24 protein-coding genes are annotated in these 22,850 nt (G+C 60.8%); 9 read left to right on the forward strand and 15 right to left on the reverse strand.

The annotated features are described in order from the left end of the window. Positions 1-20: 20 nt before the first annotated feature. A complete protein-coding gene (locus tag Thiowin_RS10950; protein ID WP_328988058.1) occupies positions 21-1,271 on the forward strand; it encodes a multifunctional CCA addition/repair protein in 1,251 nt (416 codons plus the stop codon). A 251-nt stretch (positions 1,272-1,522) separates the two neighbouring features. Here Thiowin_RS10950 and Thiowin_RS10955 read toward each other — a convergent pair whose 3' ends face one another. Further along, the gene (locus Thiowin_RS10955; RefSeq protein ID WP_328987767.1) at positions 1,523-3,232 is read right to left on the reverse strand and encodes an RNA-binding domain-containing protein; all 1,710 of its coding nucleotides are present in this window, start codon (positions 3,230-3,232) and stop codon (positions 1,523-1,525) included. Between the two features lie 24 nt (positions 3,233-3,256). After that, complete coding sequence (locus tag Thiowin_RS10960) at positions 3,257-4,519, reverse strand: NupC/NupG family nucleoside CNT transporter (RefSeq protein ID WP_328987768.1); 1,263 nt, start codon at positions 4,517-4,519, stop codon at positions 3,257-3,259. A gap of 248 nt (positions 4,520-4,767) precedes the next feature. Between Thiowin_RS10960 and Thiowin_RS10965 the strand changes: the two genes are divergently transcribed. The 4 genes from Thiowin_RS10965 to Thiowin_RS10980 are packed head-to-tail and all read left to right on the forward strand — an operon-like array spanning position 4,768 to position 7,017. Then, entirely contained in the window at positions 4,768-5,064 is a 297-nt protein-coding gene (locus tag Thiowin_RS10965) for an acylphosphatase (protein ID WP_328988059.1), read from the forward strand. A 14-nt stretch (positions 5,065-5,078) separates the two neighbouring features. Then, on the forward strand, positions 5,079-5,504 hold the full coding sequence (locus Thiowin_RS10970) for a rubrerythrin family protein (RefSeq protein WP_328987769.1): 426 nt from the start codon (positions 5,079-5,081) through the stop codon (positions 5,502-5,504). After that, a complete protein-coding gene (locus Thiowin_RS10975) occupies positions 5,494-6,255 on the forward strand; it encodes a VWA domain-containing protein (RefSeq protein ID WP_408034189.1) in 762 nt (253 codons plus the stop codon). Before Thiowin_RS10970 ends, Thiowin_RS10975 begins: the two co-directional genes overlap by 11 nt. 3 nt (positions 6,256-6,258) lie before the next feature. Beyond that, entirely contained in the window at positions 6,259-7,017 is a 759-nt protein-coding gene (locus Thiowin_RS10980; RefSeq protein ID WP_328987770.1) for a J domain-containing protein, read from the forward strand. A 54-nt stretch (positions 7,018-7,071) separates the two neighbouring features. Here Thiowin_RS10980 and Thiowin_RS10985 read toward each other — a convergent pair whose 3' ends face one another. From Thiowin_RS10985 to Thiowin_RS11010, 6 genes are all read right to left on the reverse strand, one after another. Then, positions 7,072-9,018, reverse strand: a complete 1,947-nt coding sequence (locus tag Thiowin_RS10985; RefSeq protein WP_328987771.1) for a serine/threonine protein kinase — start codon at positions 9,016-9,018, stop codon at positions 7,072-7,074. A 153-nt stretch (positions 9,019-9,171) separates the two neighbouring features. Then, on the reverse strand, positions 9,172-9,501 hold the full coding sequence (locus tag Thiowin_RS10990; protein ID WP_328987772.1) for a hypothetical protein: 330 nt from the start codon (positions 9,499-9,501) through the stop codon (positions 9,172-9,174). Positions 9,502-9,900: 399 nt separating this feature from the next. Continuing rightward, the gene (locus tag Thiowin_RS10995) at positions 9,901-10,152 is read right to left on the reverse strand and encodes a hypothetical protein (RefSeq protein WP_328987773.1); all 252 of its coding nucleotides are present in this window, start codon (positions 10,150-10,152) and stop codon (positions 9,901-9,903) included. 18 nt (positions 10,153-10,170) lie between these two features. Beyond that, positions 10,171-11,214, reverse strand: a complete 1,044-nt coding sequence (locus tag Thiowin_RS11000) for an MlaD family protein (protein ID WP_328987774.1) — start codon at positions 11,212-11,214, stop codon at positions 10,171-10,173. Next, positions 11,211-11,984 (reverse strand): ABC transporter ATP-binding protein, encoded by a 774-nt coding sequence (locus tag Thiowin_RS11005; protein ID WP_328987775.1) that lies wholly within the window; start codon positions 11,982-11,984, stop codon positions 11,211-11,213. The genes Thiowin_RS11000 and Thiowin_RS11005 overlap by 4 nt, the downstream gene beginning before the upstream one ends. Then, on the reverse strand, positions 11,984-13,045 hold the full coding sequence (locus tag Thiowin_RS11010; RefSeq protein ID WP_328987776.1) for an MlaE family ABC transporter permease: 1,062 nt from the start codon (positions 13,043-13,045) through the stop codon (positions 11,984-11,986). The genes Thiowin_RS11005 and Thiowin_RS11010 overlap by 1 nt, the downstream gene beginning before the upstream one ends. A gap of 258 nt (positions 13,046-13,303) precedes the next feature. Between Thiowin_RS11010 and Thiowin_RS11015 the strand changes: the two genes are divergently transcribed. After that, entirely contained in the window at positions 13,304-14,230 is a 927-nt protein-coding gene (locus Thiowin_RS11015) for an SAM-dependent methyltransferase (RefSeq protein ID WP_328987777.1), read from the forward strand. A gap of 185 nt (positions 14,231-14,415) precedes the next feature. Further along, the gene (locus Thiowin_RS11020; RefSeq protein ID WP_328987778.1) at positions 14,416-15,717 is read left to right on the forward strand and encodes an HD-GYP domain-containing protein; all 1,302 of its coding nucleotides are present in this window, start codon (positions 14,416-14,418) and stop codon (positions 15,715-15,717) included. A gap of 33 nt (positions 15,718-15,750) precedes the next feature. Here the strand turns inward: Thiowin_RS11020 and Thiowin_RS11025 are convergent, their stop codons facing one another. After that, complete coding sequence (locus Thiowin_RS11025; protein WP_328987779.1) at positions 15,751-16,617, reverse strand: metallophosphoesterase family protein; 867 nt, start codon at positions 16,615-16,617, stop codon at positions 15,751-15,753. Further along, positions 16,614-16,982, reverse strand: a complete 369-nt coding sequence (locus tag Thiowin_RS11030; RefSeq protein WP_328987780.1) for an MTH1187 family thiamine-binding protein — start codon at positions 16,980-16,982, stop codon at positions 16,614-16,616. Before Thiowin_RS11030 ends, Thiowin_RS11025 begins: the two co-directional genes overlap by 4 nt. Positions 16,983-17,165: 183 nt before the next feature. Between Thiowin_RS11030 and Thiowin_RS11035 the strand changes: the two genes are divergently transcribed. Beyond that, on the forward strand, positions 17,166-17,642 hold the full coding sequence (locus Thiowin_RS11035) for a hypothetical protein (protein ID WP_328987781.1): 477 nt from the start codon (positions 17,166-17,168) through the stop codon (positions 17,640-17,642). Between the two features lie 167 nt (positions 17,643-17,809). After that, positions 17,810-18,067, forward strand: a complete 258-nt coding sequence (locus Thiowin_RS11040; RefSeq protein ID WP_328987782.1) for a hypothetical protein — start codon at positions 17,810-17,812, stop codon at positions 18,065-18,067. Positions 18,068-18,147: 80 nt separating this feature from the next. On the opposite strand, the gene purN is transcribed toward Thiowin_RS11040, so the two are convergent. The 5 genes from purN to rfbB all read right to left on the reverse strand — a co-directional run bounded on the left by purN (position 18,148) and on the right by rfbB (position 22,841). Then, complete coding sequence (gene purN, locus Thiowin_RS11045; RefSeq protein WP_328987783.1) at positions 18,148-18,879, reverse strand: phosphoribosylglycinamide formyltransferase; 732 nt, start codon at positions 18,877-18,879, stop codon at positions 18,148-18,150. A 23-nt stretch (positions 18,880-18,902) separates the two neighbouring features. After that, positions 18,903-19,973 carry a phosphoribosylformylglycinamidine cyclo-ligase gene (purM, locus tag Thiowin_RS11050; protein ID WP_328987784.1) on the reverse strand — a complete coding sequence of 357 codons (1,071 nt, stop codon included), beginning with the start codon at positions 19,971-19,973 and terminating at the stop codon, positions 18,903-18,905. A 10-nt stretch (positions 19,974-19,983) separates the two neighbouring features. Beyond that, positions 19,984-20,574 (reverse strand): dTDP-4-dehydrorhamnose 3,5-epimerase, encoded by a 591-nt coding sequence (gene rfbC, locus Thiowin_RS11055; RefSeq protein WP_328987785.1) that lies wholly within the window; start codon positions 20,572-20,574, stop codon positions 19,984-19,986. Positions 20,575-20,620: 46 nt separating this feature from the next. Beyond that, positions 20,621-21,496, reverse strand: a complete 876-nt coding sequence (gene rfbA / locus Thiowin_RS11060) for a glucose-1-phosphate thymidylyltransferase RfbA (protein WP_328987787.1) — start codon at positions 21,494-21,496, stop codon at positions 20,621-20,623. Between the two features lie 274 nt (positions 21,497-21,770). After that, entirely contained in the window at positions 21,771-22,841 is a 1,071-nt protein-coding gene (gene rfbB, locus Thiowin_RS11065) for a dTDP-glucose 4,6-dehydratase (RefSeq protein WP_328987788.1), read from the reverse strand. Between the last annotated feature and the right edge of the window lie 9 nt (positions 22,842-22,850).

Here is a 22,850-nt window from a genome sequence, read left to right on the forward strand (position 1 = left end):
CTGGCACTGACGGGATGCCGATGAGCACAACCGACGAACAGATCCCAGGCGCACGCACCTATCTGGTCGGCGGCGCGGTGCGCGACGGCCTATTGGGCTTGCCGGTGCGCGAGCGCGATTTCGTGGTCGTCGGCAGCGATGTGACGACTATGCTGGCCCAGGGGTTCACCCAGGTCGGCAAGGATTTTCCGGTCTTTTTGCATCCCGAGACCAAAGAGGAATACGCACTTGCTCGCACCGAGCGCAAGAGCGCGCCTGGCTATCACGGTTTTGTGGTCCATGCCGACCCCGAGGTGACACTCGAGGAGGATCTGGCGCGCCGCGATCTCACCATCAATGCCCTGGCCCGGGACAGCAATGGCCACATCATCGACCCTTTCGGCGGTCGGGCCGACCTGGACGCCCGCCTGCTGCGCCATGTCTCCCCGGCCTTTGTCGAGGATCCGGTGCGCATTCTGCGCGTCGCCCGTTTCGCCGCGCGCTTCGACGCACTCGGATTTCGCCTCGCACCCGAGACAGCCGAGTTGATGCGCGAGATGGTCGCCGCCGGCGAGGTCGACGCCCTGGTTCCCGACCGCGTCTGGGCCGAGCTGTGCCGGGCGCTGGGCGAGGCACGGCCGGCGCGTTTTTTCGAGGAACTGCGCCACTGCGGCGCACTCAGAATTTTGCTCCCGGAACTCGACCGTCTCTGGGGCGTCCCCCAGCCCGAGCAATGGCATCCGGAAGTCGACACTGGCGTGCATGTCATGATGGTACTCAACCAAGCCGCGCGCCTGTCCGAGGAGCCCGAGGTGCGGTTCGCCGCCCTCTGTCACGACCTCGGCAAGGGCACCACGCCGCCCGAGGTGTTGCCCAGCCACCACGGCCATGAAGAGCGCGGCGTGGAGCTGCTCGGGCAGGTCTGTCAACGCCTGCCAGTGCCGACCCGCTTCCGGGAACTGGCACAAGTGGTCGCGCGCTACCATGGCAAGATCCATAAGGTCGACGAACTGCGCGCCAGCACCATCCTCGGCGTCTTCGAAGGCGCCGATCTGTTTCGCCGCCCGGAACGCTTCGAGCGCGTGCTGATTGCCTGCGAGGCCGACTTTCGCGGTCGCCTCGGCTTCGAGGAGCGCGACTACCCCCAGGCCAGAACCTGGCGGCGGCTCGCCCAAGCCTGCGCGGCCGTTGACACCGGCGCCGTCGCCCGCGCCAGCGAACCGACCAGGATTCGCGCGGCCATCCGCCTGGCGCGACTCGAGGCCATCAAGTTCGCACTGCGTGCTGGTTAGCGGCGATCATCGCTGTTCTCGGCTGGCACGGGCCGCCAAACCACCCGATAGCCATGAACCATGCAAGGGTGTCAGGGAAATCGTGGCGATGAGGTTCTTGGTCGCGAACGATTGCCAAGCGGCACACGTGAGGCTGGGCGGAGCGGAATCCATGCTGCCGCTTCTGTGACCACGCAAGGGTCGCGCAGCCCCTAGGCTGATAAACCAAGCTTCCCCGTCAAGGCATGGTTGCAGAACAGAATGTGTTTTTTTCAAAATCGTGCGGCGATGTAATTGAGCGCCTTGCTGATGGGGAGTTCGATATTCGAGGGGCCGTTGCGGATGAGAAAGGACTCTGATCCTTTGTTGAGTAGGTAGGTGGGCATGTCGGCTGGCTCGCATTCCACGGCGACGATGGTCTTGTCCTCGATGCGGTAGAGCTCCAGTCGTAGGAAGCGGGCGTATTCGGCGCCCAGATGGCTGTTGACCAGGTTTTTGAAATGCAGGCGGCATTTGTCGTCATTCGCAAAGTCATCGGCCTCCAGTCCAAGCACCTCGCCGTCATCGGCGATACCAATCAACAGCAGGCCGCCTTCGGTATTCAGAAAGGCCGCGACGCCTTTTAGCCAGGCGAGTTCGATCTCCTTGCCCGCCTTGCCCGTATGCAGGTTCATCCGCATGGTCGACTTGAACTCGACATGGGTGTTCTCGCCGCGACTGATGAGGGCGCGGAGGTCGGCTTCCGGGTCGCGCGGATTAATGCCACGCTTGGGCAGTTCGCGCAACTGGTGGCTGTATTTACGCACCAGCAGGGCGGCCAGACCGACTCCCAGTGCGACAATTCCCAAGGCGGTCAGTGCCAGCATATACCAGCGGCTTTGCAGCATGCCCAGGGTGGCGGAGACCGGGATTGCCACACCTATCCAGGCGCCCTCGGTATTGCCGGTGAGTGGCAGAAAGCCGCCCCACCAGTCGCGCCCACCACTGCTGAAGCGGACCAGGCGCTGATCCGGCTGCCCGGCGGCGTGCCAGGCGGCAATGGCGTTGAAGCGCAGCGGCCCGCCGTGTTGCGTTTCGGCAGAGAAAAAAACCTGCTGGCTTTGGCGTGATTGGCCCAGTGATTGGCCCAGTGATTGGCCCAGTGATTGGTCGAGTAATTGGCCGGGCGATTCTTGGTACTCAAAATCCGTGTAAAGACCTCCCTGGCCGTCGAAGAGAAATCCCGTGCCCGATCCGAGCGCAAGACCATCGACGGTGGCGAGAATCCGTGCCAGGGTCACATCCAGGGCCAGAACCAGCAGGGTATCCCCGCCACGCCAGGCGCTGGAGACGGTCAGCCCGGGTTCGTTGAGCGATTCGAAGCGATAGGGCGGGCTCCAGACCAGATTGTCATCACCGCCTTGGTTGTGTTCGAGTAGCTGGCTTTGCTCGAGTTGCTCTTGTGCGTCCTTGAACCAGGGCCGCTTGCGCGGATCGTAGTCCAGCCGCACCAGCTCGCTTTCACTGTGCTCGTCCAGGTGGTTCCAGTGAATGGAGGCAAAGTCCGCATCTTGACCTGGACCGCGCAGGCGTGTCAGCCAGCCCTCGCCATCGCGGCGCAGGAAATACTCTTCGCCTTGATCGTTAGCGAACACAATGCCGGCAATTTGCGCAATATGACTGAGCGAGGGTACCAGTTGGGCATTCAGAGCACGCGCCTCCGCGGTGGTTTGGGGCAGTGGCGCGGTCGCATTGCGCAGGCGGTCGCGGATAATTAACAGTTGCTGCTGTACTGGCGTGAGCAGCGCGCGGACTTCATCGCGGACCAGCGCCTTGGCGCCCTCAATGCGAGCCTCGGCAATGTCGTGTTTCATGTCCTTGATCAGCAGCGAAGTGGCGCCAATCAAAATACCCAGGGTGACGGCGAGCAGCAGCAGCAAATCGCGGAATAGCCGGCTGCGCACAGGTGTGGGCGATGTCTTGAGGAGGGAAAAGCTTTTCATCTGATGCGTTACTAGGGATTCATCTTACACAAGCAGCAGTCCAGCAATGGCTCCAGTCATCAGCGTGGCCAGGGTGCCGGCAAGGATGGATTTCAGCCCAAGGGCCACGATCTCCGAGCGGCGCTCGGGGGCGATGCTTGCCAGTCCGCCGATCATGATCCCCAGGCTGCCGAAGTTGGCAAAACCGCACAAGGCATAGAGCATGATCAGGCGGCTGCGCTCGCTCAGTGCCTCGGGCGGGAGTTGCGAGAGCTGCACATAGGCAATCAGTTCATTGAGCACTGTTTTGGTGCCCATGAGCGCGCCGGCACTCTGGGCTTCCGCCCAGGGAATACCAATCAGCCAGACGATGGGCGCGAACAGCCAGCCGAGCAGCCGCTCCAGGCTCAGGGGCGCGCCGGCCAGCTCCGGCAGCAGCCCCAGCAGCGCATTGGCCAGGCTGACCAGCGCCAGCATCACAATCAGCAGCGCCATCACATTAAGCATCAGCGGAATGGCGGCCAAAGTGCCACGGGTGATGGCATCCATGGCGCTCTCGGATTCGATCTCAATGCGCGCGTCAAAGGCCTGGTCGCAAGTTCTTTCGGGCAGCATGATGCCGGCCATGACCAGGGCCGCCGGCGCGCTCATTAAGGAGGCGGTTAGAATCTGGCCCATGGCATTGGGGATCAATTCACCCAAGATGCTGGCATAGAGCAGCATGACGGTGCCGGCGATGGTGGCCATGCCGCTGACCATGAGCGCGAACAGCGCCGGGCGTGAGAGCGTCTTGAGGTAGGGGCGGATCAGCAGTGGCGCCTCGGTCATGCCGATGAAGACATTGGCCGCCGTGGCTAGGCCAAGCGCGCCCCCGGTGCCCAGGGTGTGGCGCAACACCCAGGCAAAGGCGCGCACAAAAAGCGGTAGAATGCGCCAGTGAAACAACAAGGCCGACAGCGCCGAGACCACCAGAATCAGCGGCAGGGCGCGAAAGGCGAAGACAAAGGCATGCTCGGGCGCGGTGATCGCGAAGGGCGGGTCGCCACCGGCCAGATAGCCGAAGACAAAGCGCGCTCCCGCATCGGTGGCATTCTGCAAGGCCAGCACCAGGCGATTGAGTAATAAGAAGGCCTCGCGTGCCATTGGCCACTTGAGCAGCAGCAAGCCGAGCAGCAATTGCAGCGACAAGCCACCCAGCACCAGCCGCGGCGAGATGTCGCGCCGGGATTCGCTGAGCAGCCAGGCCAGGCTGAGCAGAACCAGCAGCCCAAAGAGCGCTTGCAGTGTCAGTAGAAAGCTTTCTGGCATGGCGCGGTAACAAGTGCAAGGGGTAATCTGGGTCGCACCTTAGGCGGCTTTGGGCCGAAAGGAAAGCCCCGCGCCAAGAGCAACCGGGACTCGCGACCCGGCAGGGGCGACGGGATTGCAACAGCAAGCCCGCGCGCGCACAATTTCCGCACGGTAACTTTGGGGCCGCCTGGAGTTGCGATTGAGTGGCCGCTTGCAAGGGCACATCATTGCAAGGGCAAATCGGAGAGCTGATCGAGGAGCAAGGCATGACAGCCATGATCAATGATAAAGAAGCTCAGGTCTGTTATCGCTGCCTGGTCAGCGGACGGGTGCAGGGTGTGTTCTTTCGCGCATCCACGCGCGAGCAGGCCGAGCGCTTGGGGCTAAGCGGTCAGGCGCGCAATTTGTCAGACGGCCGGGTCGAAGTGCTTGCCTGCGGCCCGCCAGAAGCCGTGCAACAACTGCGCGCCTGGTTAAGGCAGGGTCCGCCTCAGGCGCGGGTCACGGATCTCGACTGCCAGGAGGTAGCCTGGCAGTCCATGGCCCGCTTTGGCACAGCTTAACGAAGAGGCGCGGGATGGAACTCAAAGGGAGCAAGACGGAGCAAAGTCTGCGCGACGCCTTTGCCAGTGAGGCCAAGGCAAACCGGCGTTATCTCTACTTCGCCGTCAAGGCGGATATCGAAGGCTTCAATGATGTGGCCGCGCTTTTTCGGTCCGCGGCCGAGGGCGAGACCGGCCACGCCCATGGCCACCTGGAATATCTCGAAGCGGTCGGCGATCCTGATACTGGCTTGCCGATCGGCGCCACCGCGGACAATTTGCGCTCCGCCATCAGCGGGGAAATCCAGGAGTCCTCCGATGGCTACCCGGCAATGGCCCGCACCGCCCGCGAGGAAGGTTTCGATGAAATCGCCGACTGGTTCGAGATTCTCGCCAAGACGGAGCGCTCGCATGCCAAGCGTTTTCAGAAAGCGCTGGAGAATCTGGATCTTGAGGATTAAGCGGACGCCAGGCAAATCCGAGCAGGCACTCGAGGCTGTTTCAAGCACCGCCGAGGTCGATGCCTTTCTTGCCCAGGTGGCCGCTCTGCCGCCGGCCGCCGCGCGCCAACCCGGGACAGGCCCCAGCGCGCGCCTGCTGTTCGCGCTCGACGCCACCGCCAGTCGCGAGCGCACCTGGGATAGAGCCACTCAGATTCAGGCCGCCATGTTCGAGGAGACTCAGGCGCTCGGTGGGCTGGAGGTCCAGCTGTGCCACTATCGCGGCCTGGGCGAGTTTCAGGCCTCGCCCTGGTGTCGGGGCGCCGATGAACTGCTTCCGCGCATGACCGCCGTGCGCTGTGCTCCTGGCCTGACCCAGATTGCCCGCCTGCTCGATCATGCCATCGTCACCGCCGGCCCTGCTGGCAAGCCGGCGCAAGGCGCGCCCCTGCGTGCCCTGGTGTTTGTCGGCGATGCCTGCGAGGAGCCGCGTGATCGCCTTGCCGACCAGGCTGGGTGCCTGCGCCTGCTTGGCGTGCCAGTGTTTGTATTTCAGGAGGGTCGCGATCCGGATGCCCTGGCAGGTCTGCGAGACATCGCCCAACTCTCGGGTGGTGCCTGGTGCCCCTTCGACAGCGCGAGCCCGAACCTGCTGCGCGATCTGCTGAGCGCCGTGGCCGTCTATGCCGCCGGAGGTCGGCCGGCGCTCGAGGACTTTGGCCGCCGCCACGGCGATGCCGTGCGCCTGCTCACCGCCCAACTAGGAGCCTGAGTCATGGCCCGCTTGCTGGTGCTCATTGTGCTGCTAGGGCTATTGCTGTGGGGGGTTCATTGGTTTCGCACCGCGCCCGCGTCCCAGGTGGCGCGCATGCTGCGCCGCGTCCTGATTTGGGGTGGCATCGGCCTGCTGCTGGTGGCCGTGGCGAGTGGGCGTCTGAGTCCGCTCTTTGCCGCGCTCGCCGCCGCCGTGCCTCTGGTGCTGCGGTTGCTGAATGTGCTGACCATGCTGCCGCTGATTCAACAGGCCCTGCAGGCGCTGGGTTTCAAGACGACCCTTGGGCAAGCAGGCGGCCAAGCCGGCGATCAGACTGGCGGCCCAAGGGGGCAATCCCGCATTCGCACCCGTTATCTGGACATGACGCTGGATCAAAGGACCGGGCGCATGGATGGCAGCGTGCGCGATGGCCCCTTCAGCGGCGAGCGCCTATCAGCGCTCGACAGCACCCAGCTCGCGCGCCTGCTTGAGTTTTATCAGGATAGCGATGCGCAATCGGCCGCGGTGCTCAGGGCTTATCTGGAAAAAACCAACCCTGACGCTCAGGCCGAGGATGGCACCGGAGAAACCAGGCCAGTGTCGGGACAGTTGTCGCGCGGGGAGGCGAGCGCGATTCTTGGACTCAGTACCGGTGCCAGCCCTGACGCCGTTCGGGATGCGCACAGACGGTTGATGCAAAAGCTCCATCCCGATCGCGGGGGCTCGGACTATCTTGCCGCCAGAATTAACGAGGCGAAGAAAGTTTTGCTCGAAGAATAGGGCATTTTGAAGAGTAAGGCGTTTTTCTGATCAAAACGCCCAAGCACAGCATCCTTATCTTCTCGGTCGCGCTTGCCTGACCGGGGCTCTTCTTACCGGTGCTCGTCTGACGGGCGCTCGTCGTGCTGCAGCGGCTTGGGGTGGTCGCTTTTTGACGATACGCGGTGGCGCGCGTTTCACTGCTGGCTTCCTGATTGGAGCCGCGGCTTTGGTAGGGCGGGTCGTTTTAGACGCCTTGGCCGTAGTCGTGCTCGTTTGGGTCTGAGAGGACGTGGTGCTCGCGGCCGCGCTTTGTTTCGGCTCCGTGGATGCTGAGCTTGCAGTGGCACTTGCAGTATCGCGATGTTGATCAAAGACATCCATCAGCGAGCCAGTTGGCGTGCTGGTGCGCTGAGTGCTCGGCGCTTGCTCATTGGAAAAAATGCTGGGGGCTGATCCTGGTGCCGCCGCCGTACTGGGTGTTTTCGCGTCTAGTTCGACCTTTTGTGCGCCACCTTGGGTCTCCTGCGCTGCCGCGGATACTGCGGTTGCGGCCGCGGCTGTTGTTGCCGCAGCCATTCCGGCAGCCGCTGCTGTCTTTGCGATGTCTTCGGGGCTGGTGTCTGCCGGCTCAGCCTCGGCCTGCTCGCCGCTGCTCTCTTCTCCCTCGGTCTGGATGCGCTGGACATCCTCGGCGGTCTCGACCCTTTGGCTTGTTTCGGAACTCGTCTCGGAAAAAAACCAGCGATCAGCTAAATCAAGCCCGGGAACACCGGTCAGCCACCAGGCGCCCGCTGCCGCGATCATCGACAGCATGATGCCAGCGCCAATGAACAGCTTTCGGCGTTGTCCTTGTGGACCCAAATGATGATCTGAGGCTGCATGTGCCGAGCGGTCAGTTGGCAGACGCAGGGATGGTAGCGGCGTGCTTGTGGACGTGTCACCGCCGTATCTGGGTAACGGCAGATTGGCGAGGGCGGCAGAGTCCAGCATCACGGTTTTGGAGCCTGATTCGCCTGGCTGACTCAGATCAAGACACCGCAAGAACTCGCTGATCGAGGCATGGCGAAGGTTAATATTGAGTTCCAGCGCCTTGAGCACCGCTGCGTCAATCTCGGGCGGTACATCGGGCAGAACCTCTTTGATTGGTTCGAGCAGCGCTCCCGTGACTCGGTCGTAAGCAGCGACTGGCATGGTGCCGGTCAGTAGGTTATAGATCACGGCACCAAGGCTATAGACGTCCGAACGTTCGTCGGTTCCGGTGCCGAGCACTTGCTCGGGCGGACTGAAGCCCTGGCTCACCGCCCGCCCGAGGGTGCGGGTCATTCCGTCGGCGATGGCCTCTTTCGCGATACCAAAATCGATCAACATCACTCGGTCATTATCGTCAAGCAAGATATTGTCGGGCTTGAGATCGCGGTGGATGATTGGTGGATCCTGACTGTGCAGGTAGAGAATGGCCTCGCCCAATTGCTGGATCCAGGGCAGCAGCACGTCCAATGGGATGCGCTCGCCATGCCGCTTCTGCTCGCTTCGCAGCGTCCGGTTGCCGCCGAACTCCAGTACCAGGCAGTTCATTTCCTGATCCGAAAAGCGATCCGTGATGTCCGGAATGGCAGGATGATTCAAACGCCCGAGCAAGCGGGTTTCGTAATCGTCGAATAGAACATCTGGGATTTCCTTGAGCGCCCGGCGTTTGCCCTCCACAAGCAAATCATCGACTAGATAGGTGACTCCAAAACCGCCGCGGCCAAGGATGCCGGTAACCTTGTAACGTTCCTTGATGACCTGCCCAGGGGAGCGTATCCAAGCAATGACACCACGCACCGTGCCAGACATGGTGATATCGAGATGTGCGAGTTCAAATCGGCAGTTGCTGCAGCGATATTCTTGCGCCGGCAGTTCGCGAACGACATTTGTCGCCTGGCATTGCGGACAGGAGAGGATTTCACCTTCATCCGGGACGCTGTGCGGCGACAATTCGGTGGCAATCTCAGTGACAGAGGGTTGGGGTGGTGGCATGTCAGGGCCTGATGCTAAGAGTCCAACAGTGATCAGCAGTTTTAAAGATACGTGAACGCCTTATGCTGTCTTGCCCGGGGTCCGCTGCCGGACCCCGGCCTGACAGATGAGTGTCCACAAACCGCTGCAATGACGGGGATGATCGCCGACCTTCTAACGCCGTTGCGGGGGACGCTGTGGGCGGTTGCCCTTTCCAGATTTGTTGGTTGCTTGTGACGCGGCAATTCCAAGGATGGTGCCAAACATGGCGGCAGCTGCATCGGCATCAGCGCCACCGGCTTGATTGCCGCCGGCCGCGTTTGCACCTTGGGGGGCCTGCCGACCGCGCCCCTGTGGCTGTTGCTGTTGTTGCTGGCTAGTTGCTTGCTTGCTGACCGCGCCCAGGACTTGGCCAAATATGGCGGCAGCAGCTTGACCATCAGCCGCCGCAGTCAGGGGCATGAACAACATTGTGGCAACCAGGGAGATAAGTAGAGTACGCATGACCTCGGACCTCCTGCACAAAACTGGTGCATATTAAAACAGAAAAAACCGCCAAGCCAACGCCGTCCCGGTCCCGGCCAATCCTTGGGAGCATGAAACTCTTGTTTCAACCATATGCTGATGGCGCGTGCCACACCGTAAAATGAATTGCATGTGATTCACGGTAAGCACGCCAAACAGATACCATGGGAAGCACAACAATGCGAAAAATAACCATGCGAAGAAACAAAGCCGGATTGTCACTACTTCGCATCGAATCAGCAACAGAGCAAGATGAATCAGAAATGTTGAATCAGTCACTTAAGGGAAAATGTTAACTTTGATAATTCAACGCTCTCGCTTCTGTTGAATTCTTAGGAAAAATCGCACTCCATAGCCGCTCCTGCCGGGTGTCGTTCGTTAGGACAGGCGGTGATAATACGCTGAATCAAACAGCGTAATGATGATTATAGCCACTAATGGGCATTGTTTGTCGAGTGATTCAGGCACTGCTGGAGATGCGTGGGTGAGCAGCGATCTGTGGCTTGGCGAGTTTTCCAGCAAACCGCTTGCGATCAATGCACGGTGAAGCGGAAGCGACCGGCCCTGATGGTCACCTTTGGGCTGTTGGCCGATAATCTGGCCTTTGGTCCTCCCGGGAAAGATCGCCATGAATCCCTCCCAGCTTGCTCAGCGCCTTGGCACTCCCGACTTGCCGCTGAGCAGGGCCTCCGGGTGGCGCTCGAGATAATCGGCCAAGCCGCGGATGGAACGCGCGGCATCGGTGGTTTCGCGCAGGAGTTGGTCGAGTTGATAACGTGTTGGGGAGTCGCGGGCAACCAAGGACTCGAGCGTGGCCAGGGTTTTTGTGCCCTGGGTCAGCGTGGCTTGGGCGGAGGCTGTTAGCGGTGCCCATTCGCGTTGCAGGTCGGCGGTCAGGATGGCGGTGTTTTCAGCGGCCCGTGCCACGGAGGGCGCGATCTGCTCGACTTGCTCGCGCGCCGAGATGCTGAGTTTATTGGTGTTGGTTAGCACCTGTTGCAGACTGTTCAGCAGGGGCTGGAGATTCTGGTTCAACGTCCGCAGTGCCTGATGGGCTTGCGTCAGTGTGGCGTCAAGGCTATCCACGCTGTCGTGGAGTTTGCCAGAGACGAACAGCCGATGGATGGCATCGAGGGTGCCCGTGGTCTGTTCGACCAGATCATTCAGCGGCAGGGTGGCGAGCAAGTCCTCCACGCGATCCCGAGTGGCCTCGATGGCGGGTACCTGAATGGCGCCCAGGTAGTCTTGTTCATTGGGTTCGGCTGGCAGATTCGGGTTCAGACTCAGGCTGACCACATACTGCCCGGTGACCAGGCTGACGGATTGCAGGCGTGCGCGCAGGCCCTTGTTCTCAACCAGTTGGCGAATCACGGTGCGCGGATCAGTTTGTCCGACTCCGCCTAACACTGCGACATTCCGCGGCCAAATGTCATAACGCACCGGAACGCGGAAGCTGTTGGTCTTGGGAAGATAGTTCAGGCCGATGCCGGTGACTTGCCCGATGGGTACACCCTGAAACTGCACCTGAGCGCCGATATTAAGCCCCTGCACGCTGCCTGGAAAAAAGGTGACCAGTGCGATGCGCTCGCGCAGCAAGGCGCCGCTGCCAAAAACGATGAGCGCGCCGACAAAGATGACCAGCGCGCCGAGCACAAAGCCGCCGATGACGGCCGGATTGGCTTCTTTGCTCATGTCTCGCCCCGATTGAGAAAAGCCCGCACGCCGTCAATCCGCGAGTGCTCGCGCAGCCAGTTCGGATTGCCCGTGGTTAGCATGGTGCGGCGCTCGGCATCGAGAAAGACCGCGTCGTCGGCAATGGTGAAAATGCTCGCCAGTTCATGGGTCACCACCACCATGGTGGTTTTGAGGCTAGCGCGCAATTGCAGCAGGAGTTCATCCAGGTGTCGGGCGCTCAATGGGTCGAGCCCGGCCGAGGGCTCGTCGAAGAACAAAAGCTCGGGATCCAATGCCATGGCCCGGGCCACGCCGACGCGCTTGCGCATGCCGCCGCTGATGGCCGAAGGATAATGGTCGCCGAAACCGGCCAGACCAACCAGTGCCAGTTTGTAATCGGCAATGGCGCGTATTTGTGCCGCGCCGAGATCCGTGTGAATCTCGAGCGGCAGGCTGACGTTCTCGCGTAGGGTCATGGCGCTCCAGAGCGCGCCACTTTGGTACATCACCCCCTGACGGCGCATCAGGGTCAGGCGTTCCTCGCCGCTGCCACGCCAGAGATCCTGACCCCGGATCAGGATGCTACCGGTGGACGGTGGCAGCAGGCCGGTCAAGGCGCGCATCAGGGTGCTCTTGCCGCAGCCGCTGCCGCCCATGATGATGAAAATATCCCCGCGCCGGATGACAAAGTTCAATGCCTGCTGGATGACGGTCTCGCCGTAGGCCAGGGTCGTGTCGCGCACCTCCACCATAGTGTCTTGTTGTATCGAGGGTGCAGCCATGGACATCAGGATAATCCGATCGCCTCGAATAGCACTGTAAGCACCGCGGCGGCGATGACAATAAACAAAATGGCCGTGACCACCGCCGAGGTAGTCGCGCGGCCCACCTCGGCCGCGCTGCGTCCGCACTGCATGCCGCGCAGACAGCCAGAAGCGGCGACAATGGCACCATAGACAGTGGCGCTGATCAGCCCTTGGGCGAGATGATTCAGCGCGATGGCATTGCGGGTCGCCATCAGATACTCGCCGCTGGTCAGACCCGCGACCAGGGTGCCCACAAAGAGCCCACCAAGAATGCCGAACAGATTGGCGTAAAGAGTCAGGAGCGGTGTCATCAGAATCAACGCCAGCATCCGCGGCAGCACCAGGAATTCCATCGGTGAAACCCCCAGTGTGCGCAGGGCGTCGATTTCTTCATTGGCCTGCATGGCGCCAATCTGTGCGGCAAAAGCGGCACCCGTGCGCCCAGCCAGCACAATGGCGGTGATTAGGGCGCCGATCTGAATCACCATGGCCAGCCCGACCAAGTCGGCGATGTAAATCCGCGCGCCGAACTGTGCCAGTTGCTGATTGCCGATGTAAGCCAGAATCATACCGACCAAAAAGCACACCAGGCTGACGATGGGCAGGGCATCGGCCCCGGCGGACTCGACAATGAGCCAAAACTCCGAGAGCCGAAAGCGGCTTTTGCCACGCACAAAGCGCTGCACCGCCAGGGTGCCATCGCCGAAGAAATGCATGATCTCCCCGGTGGCATTGGCCAGATCGATAAAGTCCCGGCCCAGGCGCCCGAGAAAGCCTGGCCGAGCGGGCTCGGCCGCGGCCGCCTCGCCCCGCTCGGGCGCGGAGCCGGCCAAGTCAAGCAGCGCGCGCAAGGGCTCGGGCAGTGCGGAAAGATCACAGGCAACGCCGTCTGTCTCGCACGACTGCCGCACCTTTAGGATAAAGACCGCCAGGCTGGAGTCCCAGTCGCCGAGGTCGCGCGGATGGAGCTCCAGCTCGCGCGGATCATCGCACGCGCGCAGGAGCGCGATTGTCGGTTCCGGCGCTGGCGGATCCAGGTCCATGCGCCAACTCCCACTCAGCTCAAGCCGCGCGCGTCCGCCTGGCTGCATCCTCAGCTGGGCGCTGGCAGTTGTTTGGGCCTTTGTGCTGACAGGCTGGGCAGGGAGCTCGATAGACATTGAAAACAGGCCTGTGCGGTGCGCATGATTCTCGCTGATGGCAATTCAGTGGTACAGTCAAGGGTCTGACTTGCGTTGTAAGCAAGTCCTCACCAGGATGTTTTGCCCGGTTTGATTCGATGACGGCCGGAGGCCTTGCAGATGATCAACAGAGTGCGAAAGTGGCGTGAACTGGCCGCCAGTGTCGGCTTTTTGAACTGGTTATTCAATCCGCTGCAACGCAAGGACGTGCGCTCGGTCTATGATCTATTGCTGGATCAGTCACCAACAGAGCATGCGCGTTATCTGAATCTGGGCTACTGGGCGCGGGCGAAGTCGCTCGACGAGGCATGCGATGATCTCGTTCGGTTAGTGGGTGAGCGTGCTTTTATGTGTAATAAGGATCAACTTCTTGATGTCGGCTTTGGCTTTGGCGATCAGGATCTGCTGTGGTGGCGCGAGTTTGGGCCAAAGCGCATCAATGGACTGAATATCACGGCGTCTCAGGTGGCCGTGGCGCGTGCACGCATTGCCGAGCAGGGGCTCTCGCGGCAGATTGATTTGCGGCTGGGTTCAGCCACGGCCATGCCGGTGGCGGCGAGCTCGGTCGATGTGGTCGTGGCGCTCGAGTGCGCCTTTCACTTCCAGACGCGGGAGCGCTTTTTCGCCGAGGCCTTTCGCGTGCTGCGTCCCGGTGGACGCTTGGTGCTGGCCGATATCATCCCGATGCCGCTGGTCGCGGGCGGGCGAGAGCGCTGGCTGCAGCGCTGGACCTGGGGATTGGTCGCTGGCAAGTTCGCTATCCCCAAAGCCAATGCTTATCCGCTCGTGACCTACAGGGAGAAACTGGCGGGTACTGGGTTCGCGACGGTCGAGGTCGAGTCCATTCGCCATCAAGTGTACCGGCCGTTGCATGGTCATCTGCGCGAGCATCCAGAGATACTCGAGCGCTTGCATCCGTTGCTGGCATTTGCGGTGCGCATGGCACTCAAGATCGACGCCGAGACCCTTTTCTCCGGGCTCGACTATGTGCTGGCATCGGCAGTCAAGCCAGGGGGCGCTCTCGGAGAGCAGAGAGATGGCGATTGAAACCCTCGAAACTTGGCGATTATTTCGGCCAGCCTTAACATGGATACTTGGTGGCTTTTCGGCTGATGGTCGTTGATCGGTGCCAGGTGGTTTTTTCGAGATGGAGGCGCAAATGCCGCGGGTTGGTGGGTTCTTGCGTGGGTGTGTATTAAGCTTATGCGCCGAATCGGAGGCTCCTGTCACCCATGGCATTGACTGAAGTAGCTGTTGAGCGACTGCGTGTCGGGGTGTTCATTCATCTCAACGCGTCATGGATGCAGCATCCATTTCTGACCAACAAATTCAAGATTCGCTCCGAGAAACAGATCAAGGTGCTGCGCGCGCTCGGTATTGCGCAAGTGCGGGTCGACCCGGATCGCAGTGACTGCGAGCCTCTCGAACCCTCTGAGGTGTTAGCGGCAGGAACGGATGTTACGCTTGCAGAGAATGCTTCGGCGGTGGTGTCCAGTGCTCGTCTGAACGCCGAGACGGCGGCTCTGTGGGAAGAGAAAAATCAGCGTATCCAGAAGCTCAAGGAAAGGCGCACGCGGCTGAATCAATGTGCCAAGCGCTATACCAGTTCGGCCAACTTGGCGCGTAAACTAATTTCGCTGTTGCAGTCCAGGCCAGGCGAGGCACTGCGCGAATCCAACGCACTGGTGTCGGGGATGATTGATGAGCTTGGCGGTGATCAGGAGACCACGGTGCAACTGATCAACCTAAAGCATCTAGGGGAAAATAGCTATTTTCATGCCATTAATGTCGTGGCGCTCGCCTTGGTGCTGGGCCGGGATCTTTTGCTCAATGTCAACGAATTGCGTCTGCTTGGACTGGGTGCGCTCTTTCATGACCTGGGGCATCAGCAGGTGCCTTCGCGGATTCTGCTCAAAAAGGAGCCTTTCACCACGCCTGAATTGATGGTTTACCGTCGCCATCCGACATTGGGTTTGGAGATGGTGAAGCGACTGCCCACGCTGCCGCAGCCGGTGGTTGAAATCATCGCCAAACACCATGAGCATCTAGACGGTACCGGCTATCCGCAGGGCCTGCGCGGGGATGATATTGGCCTGCTGACCCGCGTCATCAGTATCGTGAATCGCTACGATAATCTTTGCAACGGCTTTGGTGCTCGCCGCGGCCTATCGCCTCATCAGGCCGTTTCTGTGATGTATGCAAAGGAAAAGGGTCGCTATGACGAGCAGGTTCTGAATACTTTTATCAGTTGTTTGGGCGTATACCCTCCAGGAACTGTTGTGCGTCTCGATGATGAACGCATCGCAGTCGTGACTTCGGTGAACCGGGACAATCTCGCCAGGCCCAATGTGCTGGTCTATGAGCCCGATGTACCCAAGGAGGAGGCAGTAATTCTGAATTTATTGGAGGAAGAGCTCAAGGTGCGCGAGAGTCTGCATGTCGATTCGCTGAATCGGGAACAAATTGAATATCTGAATGTGTCCGATAAGCTAAGTTATTACTTCGAGAGCAAAAAGCAGGGACGGGGGGGGTGAGGTGTGGGTTTTGGCGTAAGTCTCAAACTTGGGCTAGCCCTGCTTACGCATAAACTGATCGACCGACCATTCAATATCAGTTTCACCCGCCATGACTGAAGCCTCGTATTTGTGTCGCCAGTGCGCGAGTAGCGGGCGTGCCTGCTGCCATTCGGCAAAAATGATGCGTGCTAGCGGTCCACCCTGATCGAGAAAGCCGGACTCCTCAAAACGCCGTGTGGTTTGGTCGCGATCATAGTCGAACCGGCGGATTTCACTGTGCCAGCCACCATGATGAAAGCTGAACAGACCCAAGCTGCCACGCGGATCATCATCGAAGGGTGAACCAACCGAGCCGACATTGACCAAGTCCATGCCGAAGATGTGGCGTAGGTGGACCTTGTGCGTGTGTCCGGTGATGTAAAGGGCCAACTCCTCGGGGAGTTTGCCCCGCAGGGATTCGTCGCTGGTGCGGGCCGAGACGCCATCGCGATTGCCTGCCAGGGTGCCATGGGCAATATGAACCCACCGATTGGCCCCAGTAGCTGATCCTTTGACCGCTGTCGCGCTCGGCGCGTCAAAGCAAAGATGGTCAGGCCAATCATCCAGTGTGGCGGAGAGATTGCCGAGTTGACGACACGTCCAGGCGGTAAAGCCGAACATGCTCTGCTCAATGCTTGTTCGCGCGCCATGGCGGCTCCAGCGCGAGACCCAGGCTTCATGATTGCCTCGCACAGCAAGCCAGCCGTTTTGGTGGCGGCGGCGTTCGAACAGCGCCAGGCAGAGGTCGTTGTCGGGTCCGCGGTTGATCAGATCGCCCGCCGTGGCGACCAGATCGGGCTGCCAGGCGTCGATGATGTCAACGGCCTGCTCAAAGGCCTGAATGTTGCCCTGCACATCGGAGAAGACGGCGACTTTCATGGGCTGGTGGTTCCGCTGGTTGAGTCCCCGGTATCCGGTTGCCGGGTCTGTTGTTGGCTGCCCTGACCTAGACGCTGAGTAACGGAAGCGACCTTGCCGCCAAGACGCTGGCTGGCGTGAGCGCGAATGTCGAATTTGGCGGTGGCATAGACGCGCTCGCAGCCGAGCTCGGCGAGGATGGCGTGGGCGCGTTCGATCAGCGTCAAGGCTTGGGCGAGTGAGTCGGTCTCGATCAGGGTGCCCATGGCGGTGAGTTGGTAATCATGACCGCTGGCGGCGATCATCTCAACCACCGGGGCGATGAAAGGGCTCAGGCTGGTTCCCATGTCGACTGGAAAAATACTGAGATCGAGTAAAACGGACATGGCTTATTCTTATCCAAGTATCATGGTGACCCAAATATCATGCTGGTCAAAGTATCATATGGATCCCAGTATCATGCTGGGCCTGATTACAGTCTGGAAAAGCCATGATGGCCGCGGCCACGCGCTTTTGCATTTGCATCTGGAGTGCCAGAGTGTTTTTGACATTTGAGCCTGCGATGGAGAGTGAGATTGAATATTGAAACCAGCCTCGACGGACTTGCCGAGCCTGACTGGGACAGCCCGCTGCAGATTACCCTGACCCCGGAGCTGTTGGCAAAGACGCTGATGGATACTGCAACCGCCGTGCACACTGGATGGGAAAGCTGTGTTCAGAACGACGCGGTTCTGAATCAAATTGTCGCCATGGACGACTCGGGTCAGAATTCCGTGCGTCTGGTCGAACAGGAGTTTGCCGACGAGGAAGATGTCGATGTGGTTTGGCATGATTGGGCGCTCGAGATCTGCGTTGGCCGGGTGATGACCATTGGCCACTGGCACCTGCGCAACGACTCCCCGCCGGTCGACTGGGAATGGCACGCGCGCCAGGCGGAGAAGGCTTTTCAACAGGCCTGCGTACTCATCGGCCGCAGAGCTCGCCGCGGGCTCTGGGTAGAGGAAGCCATGCCGCATGAGCTGCCGCCGCGCTCCTATCGGCACTGATACGATCCTGATTCGGAAAAGGAACGTTTTTTCGGGAACTAATCCCCTAGAGGCAAATGCATATGCCGCGTTGGAATCAAGTAGGCTAATACAAGAATCCACGGAAATCGCCCAAGACCATTCTCAAGCATCCATCACAATCAGATTGACGACCAAAGGAGAGCATCATGTCCCATCGGCTGCTGATACTGGGTTGCGAAACCATGCGAGACGGCGTGGTTGTTGCCGGAATTTTCTTCGCGGCGGCGCTCGCCCTTTTTATGGCCGCACGTTTTGTCGTTCCTGCAGACGTTGCGCATCTGCAGGCCATTGTGTTGCTGCTCGCGCTTATTCTCATCATGCTTGCCCCAGTGGTGCTAATCTCCACCTTTCTGTTGTCGGTGCTACCAGGCGCGCGAGAGAAACTCGGGCGCTGCGAACATTAACGTATGTTGCTTTGGCTAGATAGCGTGAATGAAAGCTGACGCTATCAAGTGTTCCCGAAAGTGGCCATGAAAGAACGTATTCATTTCGCGGGTTCGTGCCGACAGCGAACCTCGGGCGTCTTTGTGCCTGAAGGCTCCGGCGGCAGTTCGACGGGGGCTGTCAGCACTTGGCCATCAAGTTGGGCGCGATTTTCCGGGTCCAACCGCAGACGTCCGCTGGCGAACCAGCGTACCACCTCGGGGTAAATCCGGTGCTCCTGTTTCAGCACCCGGGCGGCGAGTTGCTCGGCGTCGTCCCTGGGCAGCACCGGCACCCGTGCCTGCAGAATCGGGGGACCGCCGTCGAGTTTCTCGGTGACGAAATGCACAGTGGCGCCATGTTCGCTGTCACCGGCGGCCAGGGCGCGTGCGTGGGTGTGCAGGCCGGGGTACTTCGGCAGCAGGGACGGGTGAATGTTGAGCAGTCGGCCCAGGTAGTGGCGCACAAAGGCGGGCGTGAGAATGCGCATGAAGCCGGCTAAAACCACCAGCCCGGGATCGAAGCTGTCAATCAGTGCCATGAGCGCGCTGTCGAAGGCGGCGCGCTCGGAGAACAGGCAGTGGTTGAGCACCGCCGTGCTGATGCCGGCGGCCTGGGCCCGCTCAAGGCCGCGAACGCCGGGGACGTTGCTGATAACGGCGCGGATGGCGATGGGCGCATCGCCGGTCTGCTGGGCGTCGATCAGGGCTTGCAGATTGCTGCCGCTGCCGGAAATCAGCACCACGACCGCCAAGGGGTCGGGAGTCAATGCGCCTTCAGCGGTTGGTTGCATGGGGGGTGGCACTGGAAATCGCCTCAGGGCGGGGCGCCTGTGGGGGTGCCGGTGTAAGTGACTTCCGGCGCACCCTGGCCAGCTTCAATCTGGCCGATGACCCAGGCCTGTTCGCCGGCGAGGTTGAAGGCTTCCAGCGCCTCGGCCGCGCGGTCAGGGGGCAAGACCACCAACAGACCCACGCCGCAGTTGAAGGTACGGCGCATGTCGGCATCCTTGATACCTCCCCGCTGCCGCAGCCAAGCGAAGATGGGGGCTGGGGTCCAGCTCGAGAGGTCAATGCTCGCCCTGGTGTCTGGCGGCATGACGCGCGGCAGATTGTCCGTGATACCGCCGCCAGTAATGTGCGCCAGGGCATGGATGTCGAGCGCCTCGATCAGCGGCAGCACCGCGCCCACATAGATGCGGGTGGGGGCGAGCAGGGCGTCGGTCAGGCTGGTGTCGCCGCAGGGGTCGGTCAGTTTGGCGCCGCTGCGCTCAAGCACCCGGCGGATGAGGGAATAACCATTGGCATGAGGGCCGGAAGAGGCGAGCGCGATGATACTGTCGCCGACCCGCACGCGCTCGTGCCCAAGCAGGGCCTCCTTCTCCACCATGCCCACACAAAAGCCGGCCAGATCGTAGTCCCCGGCCTGGTACATGCCGGGCATTTCGGCGGTCTCGCCGCCAATCAGGGCACAACCGGCCTGACGGCAGCCCTCGGCGATGCCGGCGATCACGGCGGTGGCGACATCCAGCTCCAGCTTGCCGGTGGCGTAGTAGTCGAGAAAGAACAGTGGCTCGGCACCCGTGACCAAAATATCGTTGGCGCACATGGCGACCAGATCAATGCCAATCCCATTATGGCGGCCGGTTTCGATGGCGAGTTTGAGCTTGGTGCCGACGCCATCGGTGCCCGAGACCAGTACAGGGTTGCGGTAGCGGCCCAAGGGTAGTTCAAACAAGCCGCCAAAGCCGCCGAGGCTGCCAACGCCAGCGCGCGCGGTGGTGGCGGCGAGCGGTTTGATGCGCTCGACGAGTTCGGCGCCGGCGTCGATATCGACACCGGCGCCGCGGTAGTCGAGTGGTGATTCGGGTTGGGGTGTTTGGCTCATTGAAAGCTGCTCAGCCAGGCGTCGATGGATCAAAAATCGGCAAGCGTTCCGGGTTGATCTCGGCCAGGGGCAGGGCGGTGCGGTCGGCCGCGGACAGGATGGGTTCGCCGGAACTGCCGGGCTCACTCTTCAGGGGCCAGTCGATGCCAATGGCCGGGTCGTCCCAGCGTACCGAGAATTGGGTCTCGGGGTGGTAGGAGGCCGTACACTTATAATGAAAGAGCGCATCCTCGCCGGTGACCAGATAGCCATGGGCGAAGCCGGCTGGCACCCAGAACTGACGTTTATTCTCGCTGCTTAGCAGGCAGCCATACCAGCGCCCGAAGCTTGGCGAGCCACTGCGTACATCGACCGCGACATCAAACACCTCGCCGCGCAACACCTGTACCAGTTTGCCTTGGGCATAAGGATTTTGCAGATGCAGTCCGCGCAGTACTCCGTGCCGGGAGTAGGCCAGATTGTCCTGCACGAAGGCAGGGCCGATGCCGGCCTCCGCATAGCGCTCCCGCTGCCAGGTCTCGATAAAAAAACCGCGTTCATCGCCGAATGCCTTTGGCTCGATGATGAGGACGTCCGGCAGTGCTGTGGTGAGAATGTTCACAATGGCAGCTTCTCGATGATGTCTTGATCGGGAGGATATTCGCGGGTCATTCGCTGGGCAGCAGGCGGAGCAGATAGTCGCCATAGCCGCTTTTGCGCAGTGGCTCGGCCAGGGCGCGGAGCTGGTCGGCGTCGATCCAGCGGTTGAGATAGGCCATTTCCTCGGGAGCGCAGATTTTCAGTCCCTGGCGCTGCTCGATGGCCTGAATGAAATTGGCTGCTTGCAGCAGGGATTCCTGGGTGCCAGTGTCAAGCCAGGCGATGCCACGGCCGAGTTTTTCCAGATACAGCGCACCGGCGGCCAGATAACGGTTGTTTAGATCAGTGATTTCGAGTTCTCCGCGCGGCGACGGGCGCAGTTCCGCGGCGATGTCACACACCTGCTGGTCGTAAAAATACAGGCCGGTCACCGCATGCTGGGATTTGGGCTTGGCAGGCTTTTCCTCCAGACTGATCACTTGACCTTCGGCATTGAATTCAGCCACGCCATAGCGTTCGGGATCGCGCACCTGATAGCCAAAGACAGTCGCCCCCGAGGCGCGGGCGGCAGCGCTTTTCAAACAGGGTGTCAGCCCGCCACCGTAGAAGATGTTATCCCCCAAAATCAGGCAGCAGGGTTGCCCGGCAATGAAATCCCGGCCGATTAAAAAAGCTTGGGCCAATCCGCCCGGCTCTGGTTGCGCGGCGTATTCCAGCCCGAGTCCCCACTGGCTGCCATCGCCAAGCAGGGTGCGAAAGGCGCTCTGGTCCCGCGGCGTGGTGATGAGCAAAATCTCGCGAATTCCGGCTAGCATCAGCACGGATAGCGGATAGTAGATCATGGGCTTGTCATAGACTGGCATCAGCTGTTTACTGACCGGGATGGTCAAGGGGTGCAGCCGGGTGCCGGCGCCGCCGGCGAGAATAAGGCCTTTGCGGTTCATCGTAATCTGGGACAGTTCAAGAAAGGGTGTCGTTTGATTGGGTTTGTTGCCATGCCGGTGGGGCAAGCCCGGTGGGGTGAGAGCGAATTTCGCCGCGGTCAAAGCAGTGCTTGAAATAGCTTGATGCTGTTAGCGGTCTCGATCATAACCTCGGCCACCTGAGTCGGCCGGTTGCGTGGACGGGCCACACCGTCTTGCCACAATTAGGGCTGGAAGCACTAACTGGTTTTGGCCTTTGGCCCGGTTGATGATCAAGACTCCCGTATTCATCAGCTCAGGACAGCCCAAGGCGTTGGCCGCGATAACTGCCGTCGAGCACCCGCGCCACCCAGTCGTGATGGGAGAGGTACCAGTCGATGGTGCGGCGCATGCCGGAGGCGAAATCCTCGCGCGCTGACCAGCCGAGTTCGGCTTTGATCTTGCTTGCATCAATGGCGTAGCGGCGATCATGTCCGGGGCGGTCGGGCACGAAGCTTTTCAGCAGCCGATGTGGGCGATAAGGAGAGTCGGGTAGGGCCTCGTCAAGCAGATCGCACAGGGTGTCGACCACCTCAAGGTTGGTCTTCTCGCTGTCACCGCCGATGTTGTAAACCTCGCCAGGTTGACCGGCCTCCAGAACCAGGGCGATAGCGCGGCAGTGGTCCTCCACATAGAGCCAGTCACGCACATTGCCGCCATCGCCATAAATCGGCAGTGGCTGGCCGGCCATGGCCTTGCTGATCATCAGCGGGATGAGCTTTTCCGGAAACTGATAGGGGCCGTAGTTGTTGGAACAGTTGGTGGTCAGGACTGGCAGTCCGTAGGTGTGGTGCCAGGCGCGCACCAGGTGATCGGACGCGGCCTTGGATGCGGAGTAGGGCGAGTTGGGCGCGTAGGCGGTGGCCTCGGTGAACTTGCCAGTGCTGCCCAGACTGCCGTAGACCTCGTCGGTCGAGACATGCAGAAAGCGGAAGTCATCGCGCCGCTCGGCGGGCAGTTCCGCCCAATAGGCGCGAGTGCGGTCAAGCAGATTGAAGGTACCCAGGACATTGGTCTCGATAAAGGCCGCCGGGCCGTCGATGGAGCGGTCCACATGGCTCTCGGCGGCGAAGTTGACCACGGCGTCGATGTGGTGCTCGGCCAATAAGCGGCCGACCAATTCGCGATCTCCGATGTCGCCCTGCACGAATTCGTGGCGCGGGGGCTGTCCGGGGTCGGGGTCTTCAAGATTAGCCAGGGTGTCGAGATTGCCGGCGTAGGTGAGCTTGTCGAGATTGACAATGCGTGCATCGCTCTCGGCCAACATCAGATGCACGAAATTGCCACCGATAAAGCCGGCCCCGCCAGTCACCAGGATGTTTTGCATCCGTCCCCC

The organism is Thiorhodovibrio winogradskyi (assembly GCF_036208045.1).
GTDB lineage: Bacteria > Pseudomonadota > Gammaproteobacteria > Chromatiales > Chromatiaceae > Thiorhodovibrio > Thiorhodovibrio winogradskyi.

Excerpts from the sequence above, each read along its gene's own strand:
- Thiowin_RS10950 (WP_328988058.1), top strand. The coding sequence starts at position 21 with ATGAGCACAACCGACGAACAGATCCCAGGCGCACGCACCTATCTGGTC.
- Thiowin_RS10955 (WP_328987767.1), bottom strand. The coding sequence starts at position 3,232 with ATGAAAAGCTTTTCCCTCCTCAAGACATCGCCCACACCTGTGCGCAGC.
- Thiowin_RS10960 (WP_328987768.1), bottom strand. The coding sequence starts at position 4,519 with ATGCCAGAAAGCTTTCTACTGACACTGCAAGCGCTCTTTGGGCTGCTG.
- Thiowin_RS10965 (WP_328988059.1), top strand. The coding sequence starts at position 4,768 with ATGACAGCCATGATCAATGATAAAGAAGCTCAGGTCTGTTATCGCTGC.
- Thiowin_RS10970 (WP_328987769.1), top strand. The coding sequence starts at position 5,079 with ATGGAACTCAAAGGGAGCAAGACGGAGCAAAGTCTGCGCGACGCCTTT.
- Thiowin_RS10980 (WP_328987770.1), top strand. The coding sequence starts at position 6,259 with ATGGCCCGCTTGCTGGTGCTCATTGTGCTGCTAGGGCTATTGCTGTGG.
- Thiowin_RS10985 (WP_328987771.1), bottom strand. The coding sequence starts at position 9,018 with ATGCCACCACCCCAACCCTCTGTCACTGAGATTGCCACCGAATTGTCG.
- Thiowin_RS10990 (WP_328987772.1), bottom strand. The coding sequence starts at position 9,501 with ATGCGTACTCTACTTATCTCCCTGGTTGCCACAATGTTGTTCATGCCC.
- Thiowin_RS10995 (WP_328987773.1), bottom strand. The coding sequence starts at position 10,152 with ATGGCGATCTTTCCCGGGAGGACCAAAGGCCAGATTATCGGCCAACAG.
- Thiowin_RS11000 (WP_328987774.1), bottom strand. The coding sequence starts at position 11,214 with ATGAGCAAAGAAGCCAATCCGGCCGTCATCGGCGGCTTTGTGCTCGGC.
- Thiowin_RS11005 (WP_328987775.1), bottom strand. The coding sequence starts at position 11,984 with ATGTCCATGGCTGCACCCTCGATACAACAAGACACTATGGTGGAGGTG.
- Thiowin_RS11010 (WP_328987776.1), bottom strand. The coding sequence starts at position 13,045 with ATGGACCTGGATCCGCCAGCGCCGGAACCGACAATCGCGCTCCTGCGC.
- Thiowin_RS11015 (WP_328987777.1), top strand. The coding sequence starts at position 13,304 with ATGATCAACAGAGTGCGAAAGTGGCGTGAACTGGCCGCCAGTGTCGGC.
- Thiowin_RS11020 (WP_328987778.1), top strand. The coding sequence starts at position 14,416 with ATGGCATTGACTGAAGTAGCTGTTGAGCGACTGCGTGTCGGGGTGTTC.
- Thiowin_RS11025 (WP_328987779.1), bottom strand. The coding sequence starts at position 16,617 with ATGAAAGTCGCCGTCTTCTCCGATGTGCAGGGCAACATTCAGGCCTTT.
- Thiowin_RS11030 (WP_328987780.1), bottom strand. The coding sequence starts at position 16,982 with ATGTCCGTTTTACTCGATCTCAGTATTTTTCCAGTCGACATGGGAACC.
- Thiowin_RS11040 (WP_328987782.1), top strand. The coding sequence starts at position 17,810 with ATGTCCCATCGGCTGCTGATACTGGGTTGCGAAACCATGCGAGACGGC.
- purN (WP_328987783.1), bottom strand. The coding sequence starts at position 18,879 with ATGCAACCAACCGCTGAAGGCGCATTGACTCCCGACCCCTTGGCGGTC.
- purM (WP_328987784.1), bottom strand. The coding sequence starts at position 19,973 with ATGAGCCAAACACCCCAACCCGAATCACCACTCGACTACCGCGGCGCC.
- rfbA (WP_328987787.1), bottom strand. The coding sequence starts at position 21,496 with ATGAACCGCAAAGGCCTTATTCTCGCCGGCGGCGCCGGCACCCGGCTG.
- rfbB (WP_328987788.1), bottom strand. The coding sequence starts at position 22,841 with ATGCAAAACATCCTGGTGACTGGCGGGGCCGGCTTTATCGGTGGCAAT.